Below are 18,473 nucleotides of genomic sequence, written 5' to 3'. Positions count from 1 at the left end.
CGAATTATCGGGGCGTTTTTTTATTTTTATAAAATGACAACGATTCCTTTTTTAGATAAAATTGCAAGCCATTTATTGGAAAATCACAGTGAACAATTGTCCAACAGGGTCATTGTTTTGCCTAATAAAAGAGCAAAGGTATTTTTAATAGAAGCCTTAAAAAAACAAGTAAAAACAAACATTCTCGCTCCCGAAATAATTAGCATTGAGGATTTTGTTCAAAATATAGCCAAAATTAGGGCTATAGACCCTATTGAACTACTGTTTGAATTCTACCAAGTTTATTTATCAATTACCGATAAAGCACATCAACAGTCTTTTGAACTCTTTGCCAATTGGGCAAAAACTCTTTTACAAGACTTTAATGAAATTGATCGTTATTTATTAGATCCTACTCATGTGTTGTCTTATCTAAAAGACATTGAGGACATCAAAAAATGGGGAATTGAAGTAGAAGATAAAACGCCCCTATTAGAAAAGTATATTGATTTCTGGAAATTACTTCCTAAATATTACCAATCATTATATGCTCATTTATTGCAAAAAAAAGTAGGTTATCAAGGGCTCATCTATCGTGAGGCTGTGGGTAATGTGACTAGCTTTTCTAAGGAAATAAAAGGGAGTTATTACCTATTTGCAGGCTTCAATGCTTTGAATGCTTCCGAAGAAAAAATCATTCAGCATCTTATAGCAGTTGATCAAGCCGAAATTCTTTGGGATGCGGATCAAACCTTTTTGAACGACCCGTATCATGACGCAGGTTTGTTTTTAAGACGTTTTAAGAGTAGTTGGAAACATTATAAAAGCAATCATTTTGAGTGGATTGTTGATGAGTTTTCACAGTCCAAAAACATTCAGGTTATTGGTACACCCAAGACTATTGGTCAGGCTAAAATTGCAGGAAGTATTATTGAAAATATTATCGAACAAAATCCAACGGCTTCACTTGACAAAGTTGCTGTGGTTCTAGGGGAAGAGAATGTTTTGATTCCACTTTTGTATGCTTTACCCGCTAGTGTTGGTGCCTTGAATATTACCATGGGCTATTCTAGTAAAAACAATCCTGCTCAAATCCTGATTGCGAAGCTTTTTAAAATGCACACTAATGCGTTGTCACGTAATGCAAAGAATTATGTGTTCTATTATAAAGATGTTTTGGATATCTTGACACATCCTTTGGTAGAGCCATATGCAAAAACGTCTAAGCTAGTTAAAATCATCAACGAGAACAATTATACCTTTATCACCTATCAAAAACTAACCGAACTTAATACAGCACCAACAGATTTGTTTTTGTTGTTGTTTAAAAAATGGGAATCAGGTTCAATCGCGGTATTGGAAACAGTTTCGGAATTGTTATTAGCTATCAAGAATAATCTTAGTAACGATAACGAAGAAGAAAAAATCACGAAGTCATTCGTTTATGCGATTTTTAAAGTCATCAATAAACTAATAAATTATTATACTCAACATCCCGAAATTGATAAAATAGATACGCTTCACGCTATTTACAAACAAGTAATTGATTTGGCTGAGGTTTCTTTTGAAGGAGAGCCATTGAATGGTTTGCAAATTATGGGAGTGCTAGAGAGTAGGGTTTTGGATTTTGACACCGTAATTATTACTTCGATGAATGAAGGGAAATTCCCTGCAGGGAAATCCCAAAATTCGTTTATTCCCTATGATGTGAAACGTGAATTAGGTTTGCCTACTTTCAAAGAGAAAGACGCTATTTACACCTATCATTTTTATCATTTGTTGCAACGCGCTAAAAATATTTTTCTACTGTATAACACAGAAAGTGACGGACTCGACGCAGGTGAGAAAAGCCGATTTATTACGCAACTAGAGGTTGAAAAACAACCCAATCATACACTGTCACATGAAATATACAATGCGGTAGTTCCTGAAACCGCATATAGACCAATGGCTGTCGAAAAATCACCATTAGTAATGGAGCGCCTAAAAGAAATTGCTGAAAAAGGATTTTCACCTTCGGCATTGACGAGTTATATTCGGAATCCGATGCAGTTTTATTTCCAAAAGATTTTACGTGTTAGTGAAGTGGAAGAAGTGGAAGAAAATATTGCGTTGAATACCTTGGGGACAATTATTCACGAAACCTTAGAGGCTTTGTACACTCCTTTTATTGGGAAGTTTTTATCTGAAAATGATATTTTAGAATGCTTCAAGCTTTTGGAAGCCGAAGTTTTAAAACAATTCAAGCTGGTTTACAAAGAAGGTGAAATCAAAAAAGGGCGCAACCTCTTGGCTTTTGAAGTGGCTAAACGAAATGTGTCTAATTTCTTGAAAGTTGAATTAGAGACAATCAAATCAGGAGATGCCATTAAGATTATCGCACTCGAAACTACCTTTCAACGTGAATTAACACATCCATTGTTACCATTCCCAGTACTTATTAAAGGAAATGTCGATAGAATCGAAGAACGCAACGGAACCATTCGAATTATTGATTACAAAACAGGTAAAGTCGAAAAATCAAGTGTGACGCTAAAATCATGGAAAGGGTTAATTGACGATATCAAATACGACAAAATTATTCAGGTTTTAGCCTACGCCTATATGTATGAAAAAGAAGCAGGAGACAAACCCATCGAAGCAGGAATTATTTCGTTCAAAAACTTAAAATCAGGCTTTTTGCCTTTTAATTTCAAAGAAGGAAAAGAAGTCAATTATACAATTGACAACAATGTAATGGATGATTTCTTGGGGCAAATTGTGTTGTTATTGGGTGAAATTTTGGATGAGACGGTTCTTTTTAACGAGAAAGTTTAGAATGATTTAAACACAAAGGGCACAAAGAAGGCACAAGGGGCACTAAGTTTTTTAACTGCAAAGAGAGCAAAGAGAACAAAGGTTTCGTAGAGTTCATAGAGAAAATTTTCTAAATTTCTTTAATTTCTCGAATCTGTGTTCCTGTTTTAACCGCAAAGGCGCTAAGTTGCAAAGGCAAAATCATTAATTGAAGTACAGACCCAATTCGCAAGAGCACAATCGAATCCGTTACAATCAGCGGCTATAGACAATCCAAACACAAAGAGAGTCAGTTAAATCCGTTTAATCCGTGTCCCATTTAACCGCAAAGAGAGCAAAGTCTTCGCAAAGCACACAAAGAAGATTTCTTTAATTTTTTTAATTTCTCCAATCTGCGTTCCAAAAAAAATATGAAATTCTAAACAGTCTTAAAGAACCCCAACAAAACTGCAATCAACTCATCCTGATTTTCAATATGACTCATATGTCCATCAGGAAAACTGACTAATTTTACATCTGTATCCTCGATTTGTTCTAGCGATTCGTTGTAGTTTAAAACAGGATCTTTTTCGCCCAAAATCAACATTTTAGGATAAGGCGTTAAATGTAAAAGCACCTCTCGGTCAATGCGTATTTTCATGCCTTCGAGTGAGGCCACAATTCCTTGTAGAGGCGTTTTCAAAGCTTCTTTTTTGACGTTTTCAATTTCAGTGTCAAGGCGTTCTCTGTTATCTTCGCTAAACAAATTAGCAATCGACATTCGGATGAAGTTCACATAACTTTGTTTTACCGCTTTGATGGCGCGGTCCCGATTCAATTTTCGTTCCTCGCTATCAGCTCTGGATGTGGAGTTGAGCAACACCAATCCCTTCATCATCTCAGGAAACAATTCGGCAAAAGCCAAAGCCACATAACCGCCCATAGAATGCCCCGCAAAAATAGCCTTACGAATGCGTAAATGCGTCAGCACCGCATGCACCGCCTCAGCATTGTTCTCCATCGAGTGTACATAGCCCATACATTCCGTTTCACCATGCCCTAGTAAATCAATAGTAATCACACGGTGTTTTTTGGAAAATTCAGGTACAAATGCGTCCCACATTTTTTGATTTTCTAAAAAGCCATGAAGCAAAACGATAGCCGTGCCTTTTCCAGAATCCGAAAAAGCAATATTGGTATTTTTATGTAGAATGTTTTTCAAAAGCATTGTATTATGATAATTGGTAGGGCCGTAGGGCCGTAGGGCCGTAGGGACAAGTCGCGACTTGTCCGTACTTGCCCGTACTTGCCGTATTTGTCCGTATTTGCCCGTACATACGCAAAAATAGGATTTTTTTATTTTTTTAGGAGCATACGATTTTAGTATTATTCACGATTCCTCCCGCTTTCCGCTATATCTTTTATGTTTTGAAAAAAAACATAAAAGGATGCCGCTGCAATCGGGGCTACGAATTTCGTTTATTTCTCCTATTTCAGTTTTCCAACTTGTTGATAAAAATTTCATTTACATACTTATTGTAATTCCTATTTGTACTAAAAGTCAGTATATTTGAGAAAAGGATTTTTACAGATGAACAGACTGGTAATTATTGGAAACGGATTTGATTTAGCGCATGGATTGCCTACTTCGTATAAAGATTTCATTGATGATTATATTGTAGAAAAAGTCAATATATTTTTAACCGATAGAGTTTATGAGGATAAATTAATCTCTATTAAATCTAATAATTCTTATCCGTTCAAAGAAAAACCTAATCTTAATTCAATTATTGAAGTCAATAATTGGCTTAAAAGATATGCTGATTATGTTCGGATGAGTTATAAAAGTCTATTTTTGAAAAGATTACAAAATAAATTTGATAAAATTAATTGGGTAGATATTGAAAGTGAATATTTTGATAGTCTATTAGAATTAAGATATGGAAATGGCGAATTTGAGTATAAAAGAGTAAATGATTTAAATGATGAGTTTGATTATTTAAGAGCATTATTAGAAAAATATTTAAAGAAAGTAGAAACTGAAAAAAGCTTTATTACTAAATCAGAGTACCAGAATCAATTTTGTGGTCTTATTAAAAAAGAGGATGTAGTATTAAAGAAAATGGAAACAGATGTTGAACCAAAAGAATTACTTTTTTTAAATTTTAATTACACAAATACATTGGATAGTTATTTCCAAAAATGTTCTCGAAGAATTACTACAAACTTGAATTATATTCATGGAGAATTAAACAATAGTTATAATCCGCTAATTTTTGGTTTTGGGGATGAGTTTAATATTCATTATAAAAACTTCGAAGAAGAAAAAAATAATATTCTTTTTAGGCACATAAAGTCTTTTGGGTATTTCAATACTCAAAATTATCATAATTTAATAAGGTTTTTGGACTCAGATGATTTTCAAGTATATATTTTTGGTCATTCATGTGGATTGTCAGATAGGACAATGTTAAAAGAAATTTTTGAAAACGAAAGATGTATTTCCATAAAAATTTTCTACTATCAAAGAGAAGATGGAACTAACGATTTTATCGAAAAAACTATGGAAATATCTCGTCATTTTGAAAACAAGGGACTCATGAGGAAAAAGATTGTGCCCTTTCCTATGTCAAAGAAAATGTAAAATTTTAAAACCGATTATCCCCATCCAATAAATTTCCTAATCCGCCAAGTAAACTACCTTCGCCTCGGCTTTCTCCACCAGCTTTTGGAGCAGAGGCGATGATTCTATCGGCTAGTCGGCTGAAAGGGAGTGATTGTATATATACCGTTCCGGGACCACGAAGGGTGGCGTAAAACAAACCTTCACCTCCAAAAACCGAGTTTCGAATCCCTCCAATGAATTCAATATCGTAATCCACATCTTGGGTAAAACCGATGATGCAACCCGTATCCACTTTTAGGATTTCGCCTGGCCCTAACTCTTTTTTGGCCATGGTTCCTCCAGAATGTACAAATGCCATTCCATCGCCTTCAATTTTTTGCATGATGAAACCTTCACCACCAAAAAGGCCGCGACCGAGTTTCTTTGAAAATTCAATTCCTACGGCAACACCTTTGGCAGCACATAAAAACGAACTTTTTTGACAAATGAATTTCCCGCCAAATTGCGTTAAATCAATCGGGAGGATTTTACCTGGATATGGTGAAGCAAAAGACACTTTGGCTTTGCCGAAATTTTGGTTGATAAAGGCAGTCATAAACAGACTTTCGCCTGTTAAGACACGCTTTCCAGCGGACAATAATTTACCAAAAATCCCTGATTGCTGGTCGGATCCGTCGCCAAAAATGGTTTGCATCTGGATGTTGTTGTCCATCATCATGAAGCTTCCTGCCTCGGCAATGACGATTTCTTGTGGGTCGAGTTCGATTTCGACATATTGCATTTCTTCTCCAAATATTTGGTAATCTATTTCGTGTGCTGTCATCTTATGGTTGTATTTTATGATTCTTTTTTTTGAAAGCTAAAGTTACAAAAAATGCACCAAATTTCAGGAGTAACGATTTCGCGAAAGTGATAAAAGATATAGCGTATAGCCGTCCCGCCGCGGTGGAATGCGTCCAAAAACAAACTATCAAGAAGAAATGATATAGCCCTCGGATGTTACGGATTTAACAGATGGTCACAGAATTTTTTTTGTTGAAATCTAAATTTAATCTGCATAAATCTGCCGAATCTGCGTGCTAACTTTTTCACGCAGATTTGGCAGATTTTCGCAGATATTTTTTAAGTCGATTATCGGAAAACATCATAGCTTATCCGTGTGAGATCAGTTAAATCCGTAACATCCGAGGGCTAATACACTATGTGTTCATCAAAGTCTCAATCTCCTCTACTTCTATTGGGATGTTTTGCATCAGGTTGAATGGTTCTCCTTTTTCTTGAATGACCACATTGTCTTCAATTCGTATTCCGAAACCTTCTTTGGGGATATAAATACCAGGCTCGACCGTAAAGACCATATTGGCTTGCATTGGCTCGGTTAGAATCCCGTAATCGTGAGTATCGAGTCCCATGTGGTGTGAGGTGCCGTGCATGAAGTATTTTTTGTAAGCGGGCCATTCTGGGTTTTCATTTTGAACATCAGCTTTGTCGAGTAATCCTAAACCGAGTAATTCTGAGGTCATGATTTTGCCTACTTCGGCAGAGTATTCTTTCCAAAGCACACCTGGTTTGAGCATCTTGGTAGCTTCGTTTTTGACTCTCAATACGGCATTGTAAACCGCTTTTTGTCGGTCAGAATAACGTCCTGAAACGGGGATAGTTCGGGTTAAGTCACTAGAATAGTTCGCATATTCAGCAGCGACATCCATCAAAATCAATTCGTCAGCTTTACAAGCTTTGTTGTTTTCGATATAATGCAACACATTGGCGCTGTTTCCTGATGCGATGATAGGGGTGTAGGCAAAACCTTTGGAACGATTGCGAATAAATTCGTGAATAAATTCAGCTTCGATTTCGTACTCCATAACGTTTGGTTTTACAAATGGCAAGATACGACGGAAACCTTTTTCGGTAATATTGCAGGCTTGTTGGATTAAGTCGATTTCCTCTTGTTCTTTTACAGAACGAAGGCGTTGCAAAATAGGATTACTTTTAGCTACAATATGAGCGGGATATTTTTCTTTCCACCATTTTACAAAACGGGCTTCGCGGGTTTCGGTTTCAATGGTAGCACGATAATGTTCATTGGTATTGATGTAAATCGTTTCAGAATACGACATTAATTCTGCTAAAACTTTTTCAAAATCTGTCAGCCAATGAATGGTTTTGATACCGGAAACGTCAAAAGCTTGTTCTTTGGTGAGTTTTGCTCCTTCCCAAATGGCAATATGCTCGTTAGTTTCTTTTAGGAATAGCATTTCTTTTTGGTGTGCATAGGGAGCATCTGGAAATAACAACAAAATGCTTTCTTCTTGGTCGATGCCACTTAGGTAAAAAATATCACGATGTTGTGCAAAAGGCAAGGTGCTATCGGCACTTACGGGATAGATATCATTCGAATTGAAGATAGCAACACTACTCGGTTTCATTTGAGTGGTAAACTTCTTACGGTTTTTTATGAATAGATTTGAGCTTATTGGGGCGTACTTCATTTTATTATGGATTAGAAAACAAATTTAAACAATCTGATTGTAAATGTAGGTCCGAAAGAAAACTAGATTTTTATAACAGAAAGACTAAAAAAGAAACCTTGAGTTAACAATTTATTTTTATACACAAAATCGTTTGGTTTTGTGTGTTTATGAAATTGAAAATTTAGGTCGTTTTAATTATGATTTTAATAATTTTAATGCTTTTTTGGTAATAATTTCTAAATGAATTTAATCTGAATTATTTTCTGTTTTTTCAGATTTTATAAAATTAACATTCTGAAAATCATTTATTTGCATCTTGTTTTCTTCCTTTTTCTTTTTTTGAAATCAATCACTTTAAAATGATTATAAATAAGAATGAAAAGGTTGTAGTTCGAGCCTAATTACGCTATTTTTGTGTACTTTTTAAATTATATTCTAAAATATTATGGCAAAATCTGGATTATTGAAATCGTCAATAGCAAAAAAAGTAGCTATGGCACTTTCAGGACTTTTTTTGATGTTGTTTCTAGCACAGCATTTTTTAATCAATATGACTTCGGTAATTAGTGCCGATTTGTTCAATGCGATTTCTCATTTCATGGGAACTAATCCTTTGATTCAATTTGTAATTCAACCAATTCTTATTGTTGGGGTGATTTTTCACTTCATCATGGGATTCACTTTGGATTTGCAAAACAGAAAAGCAAGACCTGTAAACTACGCAAGTTACAATGGAGCTGCCAATGCGTCTTGGGCATCTCGTAACATGATTATTTCAGGTTCAGTAATTTTGGCTTTCTTAGCTTTACACTTTTATGATTTCTGGTTTCCAGAGATGATTTATAAGTATGTAGAGTTTAACCCAGCTGATGAAACACGTTATTTCCATGAATTGGCAGAGAAATTTGTAAACCCAGTACGTACTGGTTTATACAGTTTGTCATTCATTTTGTTGTCTTTACACTTACAACACGGATTTAGCTCTTCTTTTCAATCAGTAGGAGCGAATAATAAATATACAAAAGGGATGAAAAACTTCGGTTTATGGTTTTCTATCATCGTTCCTTTAGGATTCGTATTTATTGCATTATTTCATCATTTCAATCATTAATATTCAATTATAATGGCATTAGATTCAAAAATACCAGCTGGCCCAATAGCGGACAAATGGACAAATTATAAAGATCATATTAATTTAGTAAACCCTGCTAACAAACGTAACCTTGATATTATTATCGTTGGTACTGGATTAGCTGGAGGTTCTGCAGCTGCTACTTTAGCAGAGTTAGGATATAACGTAAAAGCATTTTGTTTCCAAGATTCACCACGTCGTGCGCACTCTATTGCGGCACAAGGGGGAATCAACGCGGCAAAAAATTATAAAGGAGACGGTGACTCTGTTTACAGATTGTTTTATGACACTGTAAAAGGAGGGGATTACCGTGCTCGTGAGGCTAACGTACACCGTTTGGCTGAGGTTTCATCTAATATTATTGACCAATGTGTGGCTCAAGGGGTGCCATTGGCTCGTGAATATGGTGGATTATTAGACAACCGTTCTTTTGGAGGAACTTTGGTTTCTCGTACTTTTTACGCACAAGGACAAACAGGACAGCAATTGCTTTTGGGTGCTTACTCAGCAATGAACCGTCAAATTGGTCGTGGAAAAGTAAAAATGTACAACCGTCACGAAATGCTAGACTTAGTAGTAGTAGACGGAAAAGCAAGAGGGATTATCGCTCGTAACTTGATTACTGGTGAAATCGAAAGACATTCTGCTCACGCGGTAGTTATTGCTTCTGGAGGATACGGAAACGTTTTCTTCTTGTCGACAAATGCAATGGGTTCTAATGCTACTGCAGCTTGGAAAATCCACAAAAAAGGAGCTTTCTTTGCAAACCCTTGTTATACACAAATTCACCCAACTTGTATTCCTGTTTCAGGAGACCACCAGTCTAAATTAACGTTGATGTCAGAGTCATTGCGTAATGATGGACGTATCTGGGTTCCTGCTAAATTAGAAGATGCACAAGCGATTCGTGAAGGAAAGAAAAAAGCAAAAGATTTAGCTGAAGAAGATAGAGATTATTTCTTAGAAAGAAGATATCCTGCTTTTGGTAACTTAGTACCTCGTGATGTGGCCTCTCGTGCTGCTAAAGAAAGATGTGATGCTGGTTTTGGAGTAAATAAAACAGGTGAAGCAGTTTACTTGGATTTTGCTGCTGCGATTCAACGTTACGGAAAAGAAGCTGCTTATGTAAAAGGACTTGATGCTGACGATAAAGCTTTAGTAACGAAATTAGGTACTGATATTGTAAAAAGTAAATACGGGAACTTGTTCCAAATGTATTATAAAATTGTAGACGAAGACCCGTATACAAACCCAATGATGATTTATCCTGCGGTTCACTACACAATGGGTGGAACATGGGTTGATTATAACTTACAAACTACTATTCCTGGATGTTTCTCTATTGGGGAATCAAACTTCTCTGATCACGGTGCGAACCGTTTAGGAGCTTCGGCTTTGATGCAAGGTTTGGCTGATGGATATTTTGTATTGCCTTACACTATCGGAGATTATTTGGCTCCAGATATCAAAATGGGACCTATCTCTACTGATTTACCAGAATTTGAAGCTGCTGAAAAAGGAGTGAAAGACTTAATCAGTAAGTTCATCAACAACGAAGGAAAACATTCTGTAGATTACTTCCATAAGAAATTAGGAAAAATCATGTGGGATAAAGTAGGTATGGCTCGTAACGAAAAAGGATTGACAGAAGCTATGGCTGAAATCGCTGCTTTACGTGAAGAGTTTTATAAAGATGTTAAAGTACCTGGAACAGATAAAGAATTCAACCAAGAATTAGAAAAAGCAATTCGTGTTGCCGATTTCTTAGAATTAGGTGAATTGTTTGCTAAAGATGCTTTACACCGTAACGAATCTTGTGGAGGTCACTTCCGTGAAGAGTATCAAACTCCAGAAGGAGAGGCACTTCGTGATGATGAGAACTTTGCTTATGTAGCTGCTTGGGAATACAAAGGAAAACCAAGTGATGCCGTATTACACAAAGAGCCTCTAAATTACGAGAACATTAAATTAGTACAGCGTAGTTATAAATAGTATTCTGAGAAAGTCTTGATACTTATTTCTTAATACTTAATACTTTACAAAATGAAACTTACATTAAAAATATGGCGTCAAAAAAACGCCCAAGATAAAGGAGCAATGGTTGACTATAAAGTTGACGGAATTGAGCCAGATATGTCGTTCCTAGAAATGCTTGACGTTTTTAACGAACAACAAATCAACAAAGGAGAATCACCAGTAGCATTTGACCACGATTGTCGTGAAGGAATTTGCGGAATGTGTTCTTTATTCATCAACGGGGAAGCTCATGGTCCAGACCGTGGTGTAACGACTTGTCAGTTGCATATGCGTATGTTCAAGGATGGTGATACGATTACAATCGAGCCTTTCCGTGCTGCAGCTTTCCCAGTAGTGAAAGATTTGGTTGTTGACCGTAGTTCTTTTGACAGAATTCAACACGCAGGAGGTTTTATCTCGGTAAATACTTCAGGAAACACTATTGATGCAAACACGATTCCAGTAAACAAAAAAGATGCTGATGATGCTTTTGATGCAGCAACTTGTATTGGTTGTGGAGCTTGTGTAGCTACTTGTAAAAACGGTTCAGCGATGTTATTCGTAGGTGCTAAAGTTTCGCAATATGCCTTGTTACCACAAGGTAAAGTTGAAGCTACTGAGCGTGTATTGAATATGGTACGCCAAATGGACGAAGAAGGTTTCGGTAACTGTACAAATACAGGTGCTTGTGAAATCGAATGTCCTAAAGGAATTTCTCTAGAGAACATTGCTCGTATGAACAGAGAGTATATGTCAGCTAGTTTGAAAGGATAATTGATATAAGGTTTTTGATCAACGATTTTAGATTGCTGAAGTAAAATATTGATATGATATTATTTACGAAAGCAAAATCTGATTTCAAAAATCTAAAAAATATAGATCAAACAAAAAACGCGTCCAGCAATGGATGCGTTTTTTGTTTTCCAATAATTCTCGTTCAAACAAAGCTATGATTTTCTATCCTAAACAAAGTGATTTAACTGCAATCAAAAGTCAATGATTCGAGCCTGCATTGAGTTTTTATCGATGTGTAAAAAAAATCGGTGCTAATCCGTGCAATCTGTGTTTAGTTTTTAAGAATTAATTTTATAATTAACCTGAATCGTAGTTCCCAAACCTATTTCGGATTTTAATACCTTAATTTTTCCATTATGGTATTCTTCAACAATTCTTTTGGTTAATGATAATCCTAATCCCCAACCTCTTTTTTTAGTGGTGAAACCAGGTTCAAAGATGGTTTCAAATTGTTTTTTATGAATACCGCTTCCCGTGTCCGATACATTTATTAGAACACTGCCTTTATCATGTTCGATTTGTAAAATCAATTTCCCTTTGCCTTTCATTGCATCAATAGCGTTTTTGACTAAGTTTTCAATCGTCCAGCCGTGAAGTGTTGGGTTGATAGGAATGAAAATGGGGATTTCGGGAGCTTCAAAATGAAATTCAATTTGCTTAGAAAAACGTGATTGTAAATAGTTATAAGCATGGAAGGTTTCTTCAATGATATTTTTGTTTTCTAAAGTTGGTGTGGAGCCAATTTTAGAAAAACGTTCTGTAATAGTTTGAAGTCGGGCAATGTCTTTTTCGATTTCCATAGTTATGGATTCATCAACTTCATCGGCTTTTAATATTTCGACCCAACCTATTAGTGAGGATAATGGAGTTCCTATTTGGTGTGCTGTTTCTTTGGCCATTCCAGCCCATAACTTATTCTGAGTAGCCACCTTGGTGCTTTTGTAAAAGTTATAGACTAATAATCCAAAAAGGAAAATAATTAAAACCAATGCTATAGGATAGTATTTTAACTTGTTTAGCAATTCGGAATCACCATAATATAGTTTTTGAAATTTCCCAGGTACATATTCTATAACAATAGGGTCGTTTTCAGTTTTTAGTCGATTTAGGATTTTATGTGTCGAAGCACTATTAATACCAAGGCTTTCATCAATGTTGACTGTATTGATAACGCGTTCGTTCTCCGTTAAAATAATAGGAATAGAAGAGTTGTTGCTCAAGATTTGCAAAGGCAAATCGACTTCGGTATTCTCATCAGCATTGATGAGGGTTTTTTGAGCAGTCGCCCAAAGATTCATTTTAAGTCGTTCTTCGTTTTTGAAAATTTGAAAAAAAGTATAGGTATTCCAAAGAATCAATGAAACAATCAAAAATGAAATCAAAATGATAATCCAGCGTGTTGTATTTCTTCTTTCAGAAAACTGCATATATAGAATTTAAAGCTATAAATATAGTAAATTAACCCGTTGGGTGAAATTATTCAGTTTTACTTAAAAAAAATGGTAGTTCTAGTTTTAGCCAATATGTTAAATTATCTACTGAAGCTTGATTTTGTGAGGAATCGTTTAAACCTTTTAGGATGTTATAAGTCATAACAAGTCTAATTGCTTTAATTTGCATCTCATATAGTAAGACTAATGAATAAATCTATTGCTGTCTATACCAAAATACCAACCGTAACCAATATCAAAATTGAACCTTTTGATGTTAATAAAAGATTCACCAAACCACACCGACATAATAAATACATTGAGTTGGTTTATTTTAAGCAAGGTAGTGGTTTCCATTATATGGATTCAGTTTCTTACGAGATAAAGCCACCGGTTGTTTTCTTGATTAGTAATAATGAAGTGCATCACTGGGAAATAAATACCGTTCCCGAAGGTTATGTCATCATTGTAAAAGAAGATTTTCTTGAAAAAACAATCGATAAACACATCAACCAACAACTTTTTCGATTGAACAAAGAACAGATGATTGCGCTCCAGCCTGATGCAACCATTGATGCGTTGTTTGAGGTTTTATGTTCAGAGATGAAACAAGAGAGTATTCAGAAAGAAGTAGTCGAAGGTAGCTTGAAAGCGCTTTTTGCCAAAATTATTGGCTATTCAAATCGCACAGAGTCCTTGGTAAATATTGACAAATCTCTTCATTTTGAAAAACTATTAAAACAAGAATTGCGTAATGATGTTTCTTTCTATGCTGATTTAATGAATATTAGCACACAAAATTTGAATGTTATTTGCAAAAAGAATTTCTCTAAAACGGCCTCACAAGTTATCGCGGCTCACATCATCCAAGAAGCTAAAAGACAATTAGTTTATACTGATGTTTCTATCTCTGAAATTGCATATAGTCTTGATTTTAATGATGTTTCACATTTTGTAAAATACTTTAAGCGGCACACAGGAAGCACGCCTCTGAGTTTTAAACAAGCTGTTTAAGTTGGTTTTTAAGCTATAAATCCTACGGTTATTGTTAAATTCCGTTAAATATTTTTTTATAACCAAGCGACTGCTTAGTTTTGTGTCAGGATAAAAGCAACAATGGCAAGAACAAAACAATATAACGAACAAGAAGTGATAGAAAAAGCGATGTCTTTGTTCTGGCGCAATGGGTATGAGAATACCTCCGTTCGTATGTTGGAAAAAGAAATGGGTATCAACCAGTTCTCGATTTATTCAAGTTTTGGTAGTAAACAGGGTGTTTTCCTAGAAAGCCTAAAATGTTATAAAAGCAAAGTCCATTCTATTTTTGAAAAATTACAACAGGGGACAGACGGCGTCAATGATATCAAAACCTTTTTTTATGATTCACTCGAAGCGCCGACTAAAATAGGCGATCATAAAGGCTGCTTATTGACCAATACCTACAATGAATTTGCTGATAATGAAGACCAATTGATTAAGGAGCAAATGGAGGACTTTATGAATAATCTTAAAGCTATTTTTATACAAAAACTATCTAAAAATAGTTCAAAAGACGCTACGACCATTGAGAAACAAGCCAATTATTTATTATTAGCCAAACACGGTTTAGCCGCCGCATCAAGAGTAAACACAGCAAAAGAAATCGAAGACTATATTGAGATGACCTTCTCAAAGCTCTAAGCTTTTTTTTGCACTAAAACTAAGCGTATGCTTAGAAATAAAAACAGATTTATAAATTAATAAAAAACAGAAATTATGACAACTTTAAAAGTGCACAACATCGAGTCTGCTCCAGAAGCAAGTAAACCTTTATTAGAAAACTCTCAAAAAGCATACGGAATGATTCCGGGACTTCACGGCGTTTTGGCGGGAGCGCCTGGAACACTTCAAGCTTATCAAACCTTACATGAATTATTCGTTAATACTTCTTTCAACGCAGATGAATTGACAGTTGTTTGGCAAACCATCAACGTTGAGCATGCTTGTCATTATTGCGTTCCCGCACATACTGGTATCGCTGCCATGATGAAAGTTGATGAGACTATTACTGAGGCTTTGCGAAACGAAACACCATTAGCTAATCCAAAATTAGAATCTTTACGTGCGATGACATTATCTATTGTTCGCAACCGTGGTCATGTTTCTAAAGAGGAACTAGAGGCATTTTATACTGCAGGTTACGGTGAGCAACAATTACTAGAAATAATCCTTGGTCTGTCTCAAAAAATAATTAGTAACTATAGTAATCAAATAGCAAATACTCCTGTTGACGCGGCTTTTCAGAAATTTGCTTGGTCTAAATAATTAGTTTTTAGCAAGCCTTATTTTAATTTTTTGGGCAGCTATTCCGCCCTCCGTTCCCGCTTTTATTGTTCCGCTCCGCTGCACAATAAAGAGCTCCACTCAGGTCGGGCTGCAACATTGTGAGTTGAATCAAATAATAGTTTTAATCCAAATATCTTTTCAAATACATCCATTTTTTACGTCAATACAAAATCAGAAATTATAGTATATATACCTTATTTTTTTCAAATGTACCAAGGGGGATGTTTTAATAAATGTATTTTTGCTTTCTAAAAAAAAAGAAAAAGAAAATGAAATTTAATCAATTGGTATTAATGGTTACTTTTTTAGTGACCAGTGCAGTATTTGGTCAGCTGACCGGTAAAGTAGTTGATGGGGATTTTCCTTTGGAATATGCAACAGCAACCTTATTTTCAGCAAATGATAAAGCTTTAGTAGCTGGAGTGGTAACCGATTCAAAAGGAACTTTTAAAATAGGAAACATTAAAAATGGAACCTACTATCTTGAAGTATCTTTTATTGGTTTTGAAAAAAAGACCATCAAGAACATTTTTGTAAAAAACAGAAATACACCCATCAATTTAGGAACAATAGCGTTGGTTTCAGCAGAAAATCAATTGACCGATGTCGTAGTTAAAAACGAAAAAACTACCGTTGTTACTAAAATTGACAGACAGGTGTATGACGCTAAATCTTTTCAAAACAGTCAAGGAGGAACTGCCACTGATGTGTTGAGAAACCTACCTTCTATTTCAATTGATGGACAAGGGGAAATCAGCGTTAGAGGAAGCTCAGGATTTGTGGTTTTGTTAAATGGAAAACCTACTCAAGGAAGTATTTCTACCATTTTGGGACAATTACCAGCTAACGCAATTGAACGTGTAGAAGTAGTTACCGCTCCATCAGCAAAATACGACCCAGACGGTAAAGCGGGTATTTTGAATATTATTACCAAAAAAGGAGCTACAAACGGTACTTATGCTCAGTTGAATATCAAAGGTGGTTTTCCTTCTATTGAAAATTACGATAATAAAGACAATGCCCAGCGTTACGGAATCGACGGAACCTATAATTTTAAAAAAGACAAATGGGATGTGTCTCTAGGAGGAAGTTATGGTCGTAATGACATTCAAGGTCGTAGAGAAGGAGATGTGTTTACGAATAATGTTACTAAGGGATACAAAACCCAATTTCCGTCAGATGGAGAACGTAGTACAGATGAGTTGAACTACAGTGGTCGTTTTACAGTAGATTTTACGCCAGATACAGCTAATAATTTTTCTGTTGGTTTCTACGCAGGAAAACGTAAAAACGAAAGAACAGCTGATATCTATTATAATAATAAAACAACATCATTAACTGATGGAAGTACGATTAAAACTTTTGACTATTACAATGAAAATTTAAGAGTTCGTGATGGTGATTTTGCCTTAGGAAGTTTTGATTATACGCATACATTCAAAAATAAATCAAAATTTACATCATCGGTTTTATATGAGTACACTTTATTAGGTGGTCCAACAACCAATTTGAATTTAGGATATTCTGACCCATCGATTGTCTACCAAGATGAGTACAATACAAATGATAATCCATTGTACGGGACCAGAGCGCAGTTGGATTATGAATTCAAACCATTTTCTTTTGGTAAAATTGAAACGGGTTACCAATTCAGAAAATTAAAGCACAACGGTAATTTTATTTACGAAAGAAGAAATAATACTAGCGGAGAATTTGAGTTGGTTCCTGAATTCTCGAGTGTGGTTAACTTAGATAGAATCTTGCATTCTGGTTATGTGCAATTGAATGGAAGTAAGGCTAAATGGGAATATGCAGCTGGATTGCGTTTGGAGTCTATGAATCGTGATTTCTATTTAAAAGGAGCTAATCAACCTGCGGAAAACTTAGCTTACGATTATGTGAAATTATTTCCATCAGCTTCGGCTCAATATACTTTGGATAGTAATGTAAAAGTAAAAGCCGCTTATAGTAAAAGAGTAGATCGTGCGCCAACCTATAAAATGAACCCTTTTAAAGAAAGAGAGCATTCGGAAACATTCGAACAAGGAGACAAAAACCTATTGCCTGAATTTACAGATTTGATAGAATTAGGAATTAGTAAGAACTACAAGGGTGGAAATTCAATTTTTGCAACGGCTTACTATAGAGATGTACAAAATTTAATCAATCGTGTAAATACATTGTCATACGATACGATGGGTGTGCTGAATGACACTATTCTTGACCGTATTTATACCAATGTAGGTAGAGGTAAAGCTATTGGTCTTGAGGTAGGAACGCAATTCAAACCTACAGCAAAATGGACGAATTTTATTGGAGCGAATATTTATAATTTCAATATCAAAGGTGGCTTTGATGGGAAACCAATCAACTCTAATGCTACACAATATTCGATTAATGCGAATAGCACCTATAATTTTTCAGGGACTGCTTCATTGCAATTTACATTGAATTATTTATCTGAAAAAATCACGGCACAAGGAGAAGACTCTCGTTTTTATTCGCCAAATTTGACTTTAAGAAAAACCTTCCTAGACAATCAATTAGTAGCAACTTTGCAATGGCAAAATATTGACATGGGATTGTTAAACTCTAATGAGCAACGCATCACAACCTACAATCCGGGGGAATTTTATACCACAACTAATTATGTGTATGAAGTAGATATGGTGTTGTTGAATTTATCCTATACCTTCAATAAAACGAAGAACCGTTCTAAATTCATCGATAGTGAATTTGGTAAAAAAGAATTCTAGTTGTAGTTTTTACAATGGGTAGACTTAAAATAGAACCATTAAGAAGTTAAGGGAATTAGGTAATAGTGCTTAATAAACCTTGATGTCTTAATGGTTTTTATTTTTTATTAGAAGTAGTATAATGTTTTGAAAATGAAAACGTTTAAAGAATGTTGATAATTTTTT

General features: G+C 35.2%; 13 protein-coding genes. 9 read left to right on the top strand and 4 right to left on the bottom strand.

Annotated elements, in window-relative coordinates:
* The first annotated feature begins 33 nt into the window (after window positions 1-33).
* Window positions 34-2,796, top strand: a complete 2,763-nt coding sequence (locus tag SLW70_RS01640; protein ID WP_320890169.1) for a PD-(D/E)XK nuclease family protein — start codon at window positions 34-36, stop codon at window positions 2,794-2,796.
* Between the two features lie 397 nt (window positions 2,797-3,193).
* Here the strand turns inward: SLW70_RS01640 and SLW70_RS01635 are convergent, their stop codons facing one another.
* Window positions 3,194-3,976: an alpha/beta hydrolase gene (locus SLW70_RS01635; protein WP_320890168.1), complete on the bottom strand. Its 783-nt coding sequence runs from the start codon at window positions 3,974-3,976 to the stop codon at window positions 3,194-3,196.
* Between the two features lie 369 nt (window positions 3,977-4,345).
* Here SLW70_RS01635 and SLW70_RS01630 point away from each other — a divergent pair, with 369 nt between their 5' ends.
* Window positions 4,346-5,398 carry an AbiH family protein gene (locus SLW70_RS01630; protein ID WP_320890167.1) on the top strand — a complete coding sequence of 351 codons (1,053 nt, stop codon included), beginning with the start codon at window positions 4,346-4,348 and terminating at the stop codon, window positions 5,396-5,398.
* A 4-nt stretch (window positions 5,399-5,402) separates the two neighbouring features.
* Here the strand turns inward: SLW70_RS01630 and SLW70_RS01625 are convergent, their stop codons facing one another.
* Together SLW70_RS01625 and SLW70_RS01620 are read right to left on the bottom strand one after the other, a co-directional pair.
* Window positions 5,403-6,203: a TIGR00266 family protein gene (locus SLW70_RS01625; RefSeq protein ID WP_320890166.1), complete on the bottom strand. Its 801-nt coding sequence runs from the start codon at window positions 6,201-6,203 to the stop codon at window positions 5,403-5,405.
* Between the two features lie 376 nt (window positions 6,204-6,579).
* Window positions 6,580-7,872 carry an aminopeptidase P family protein gene (locus tag SLW70_RS01620; RefSeq protein WP_320890164.1) on the bottom strand — a complete coding sequence of 431 codons (1,293 nt, stop codon included), beginning with the start codon at window positions 7,870-7,872 and terminating at the stop codon, window positions 6,580-6,582.
* Between the two features lie 427 nt (window positions 7,873-8,299).
* Between SLW70_RS01620 and SLW70_RS01615 the strand changes: the two genes are divergently transcribed.
* From SLW70_RS01615 to SLW70_RS01605, 3 genes are read left to right on the top strand one after another with little or no spacing between them, the layout of a single operon-like run.
* Window positions 8,300-8,965, top strand: a complete 666-nt coding sequence (locus SLW70_RS01615; RefSeq protein ID WP_320890163.1) for a succinate dehydrogenase cytochrome b subunit — start codon at window positions 8,300-8,302, stop codon at window positions 8,963-8,965.
* A gap of 12 nt (window positions 8,966-8,977) precedes the next feature.
* The gene (locus SLW70_RS01610; RefSeq protein WP_320890162.1) at window positions 8,978-10,978 is read left to right on the top strand and encodes a fumarate reductase/succinate dehydrogenase flavoprotein subunit; all 2,001 of its coding nucleotides are present in this window, start codon (window positions 8,978-8,980) and stop codon (window positions 10,976-10,978) included.
* Window positions 10,979-11,029: 51 nt separating this feature from the next.
* Window positions 11,030-11,776 carry a succinate dehydrogenase/fumarate reductase iron-sulfur subunit gene (locus tag SLW70_RS01605; RefSeq protein WP_320890161.1) on the top strand — a complete coding sequence of 249 codons (747 nt, stop codon included), beginning with the start codon at window positions 11,030-11,032 and terminating at the stop codon, window positions 11,774-11,776.
* Window positions 11,777-12,075: 299 nt separating this feature from the next.
* Here SLW70_RS01605 and SLW70_RS01600 read toward each other — a convergent pair whose 3' ends face one another.
* Window positions 12,076-13,224 (bottom strand): HAMP domain-containing sensor histidine kinase, encoded by a 1,149-nt coding sequence (locus SLW70_RS01600; RefSeq protein ID WP_320890160.1) that lies wholly within the window; start codon window positions 13,222-13,224, stop codon window positions 12,076-12,078.
* A gap of 210 nt (window positions 13,225-13,434) precedes the next feature.
* On the opposite strand from SLW70_RS01600, the gene SLW70_RS01595 reads away from it, so the two are divergent.
* From SLW70_RS01595 to SLW70_RS01580, 4 genes are all read left to right on the top strand, one after another.
* Window positions 13,435-14,241 (top strand): helix-turn-helix transcriptional regulator, encoded by an 807-nt coding sequence (locus SLW70_RS01595; protein ID WP_320890159.1) that lies wholly within the window; start codon window positions 13,435-13,437, stop codon window positions 14,239-14,241.
* Window positions 14,242-14,343: 102 nt separating this feature from the next.
* Window positions 14,344-14,907: a TetR/AcrR family transcriptional regulator gene (locus SLW70_RS01590; RefSeq protein WP_320890158.1), complete on the top strand. Its 564-nt coding sequence runs from the start codon at window positions 14,344-14,346 to the stop codon at window positions 14,905-14,907.
* Between the two features lie 75 nt (window positions 14,908-14,982).
* Window positions 14,983-15,531, top strand: coding sequence for a carboxymuconolactone decarboxylase family protein (locus SLW70_RS01585; protein ID WP_320890157.1), 549 nt, complete (start codon window positions 14,983-14,985; stop codon window positions 15,529-15,531).
* 290 nt (window positions 15,532-15,821) lie between these two features.
* On the top strand, window positions 15,822-18,308 hold the full coding sequence (locus SLW70_RS01580) for an outer membrane beta-barrel protein (RefSeq protein ID WP_320890156.1): 2,487 nt from the start codon (window positions 15,822-15,824) through the stop codon (window positions 18,306-18,308).
* The last annotated feature ends 165 nt before the right edge of the window (window positions 18,309-18,473 follow it).

This window comes from Flavobacterium sp. NG2 (assembly GCF_034119845.1).
Classification (GTDB): domain Bacteria; phylum Bacteroidota; class Bacteroidia; order Flavobacteriales; family Flavobacteriaceae; genus Flavobacterium.
The sequence above is the reverse complement of the archived record's forward strand: the minus strand, read 5'-3'. Positions and strand labels throughout refer to the sequence as shown.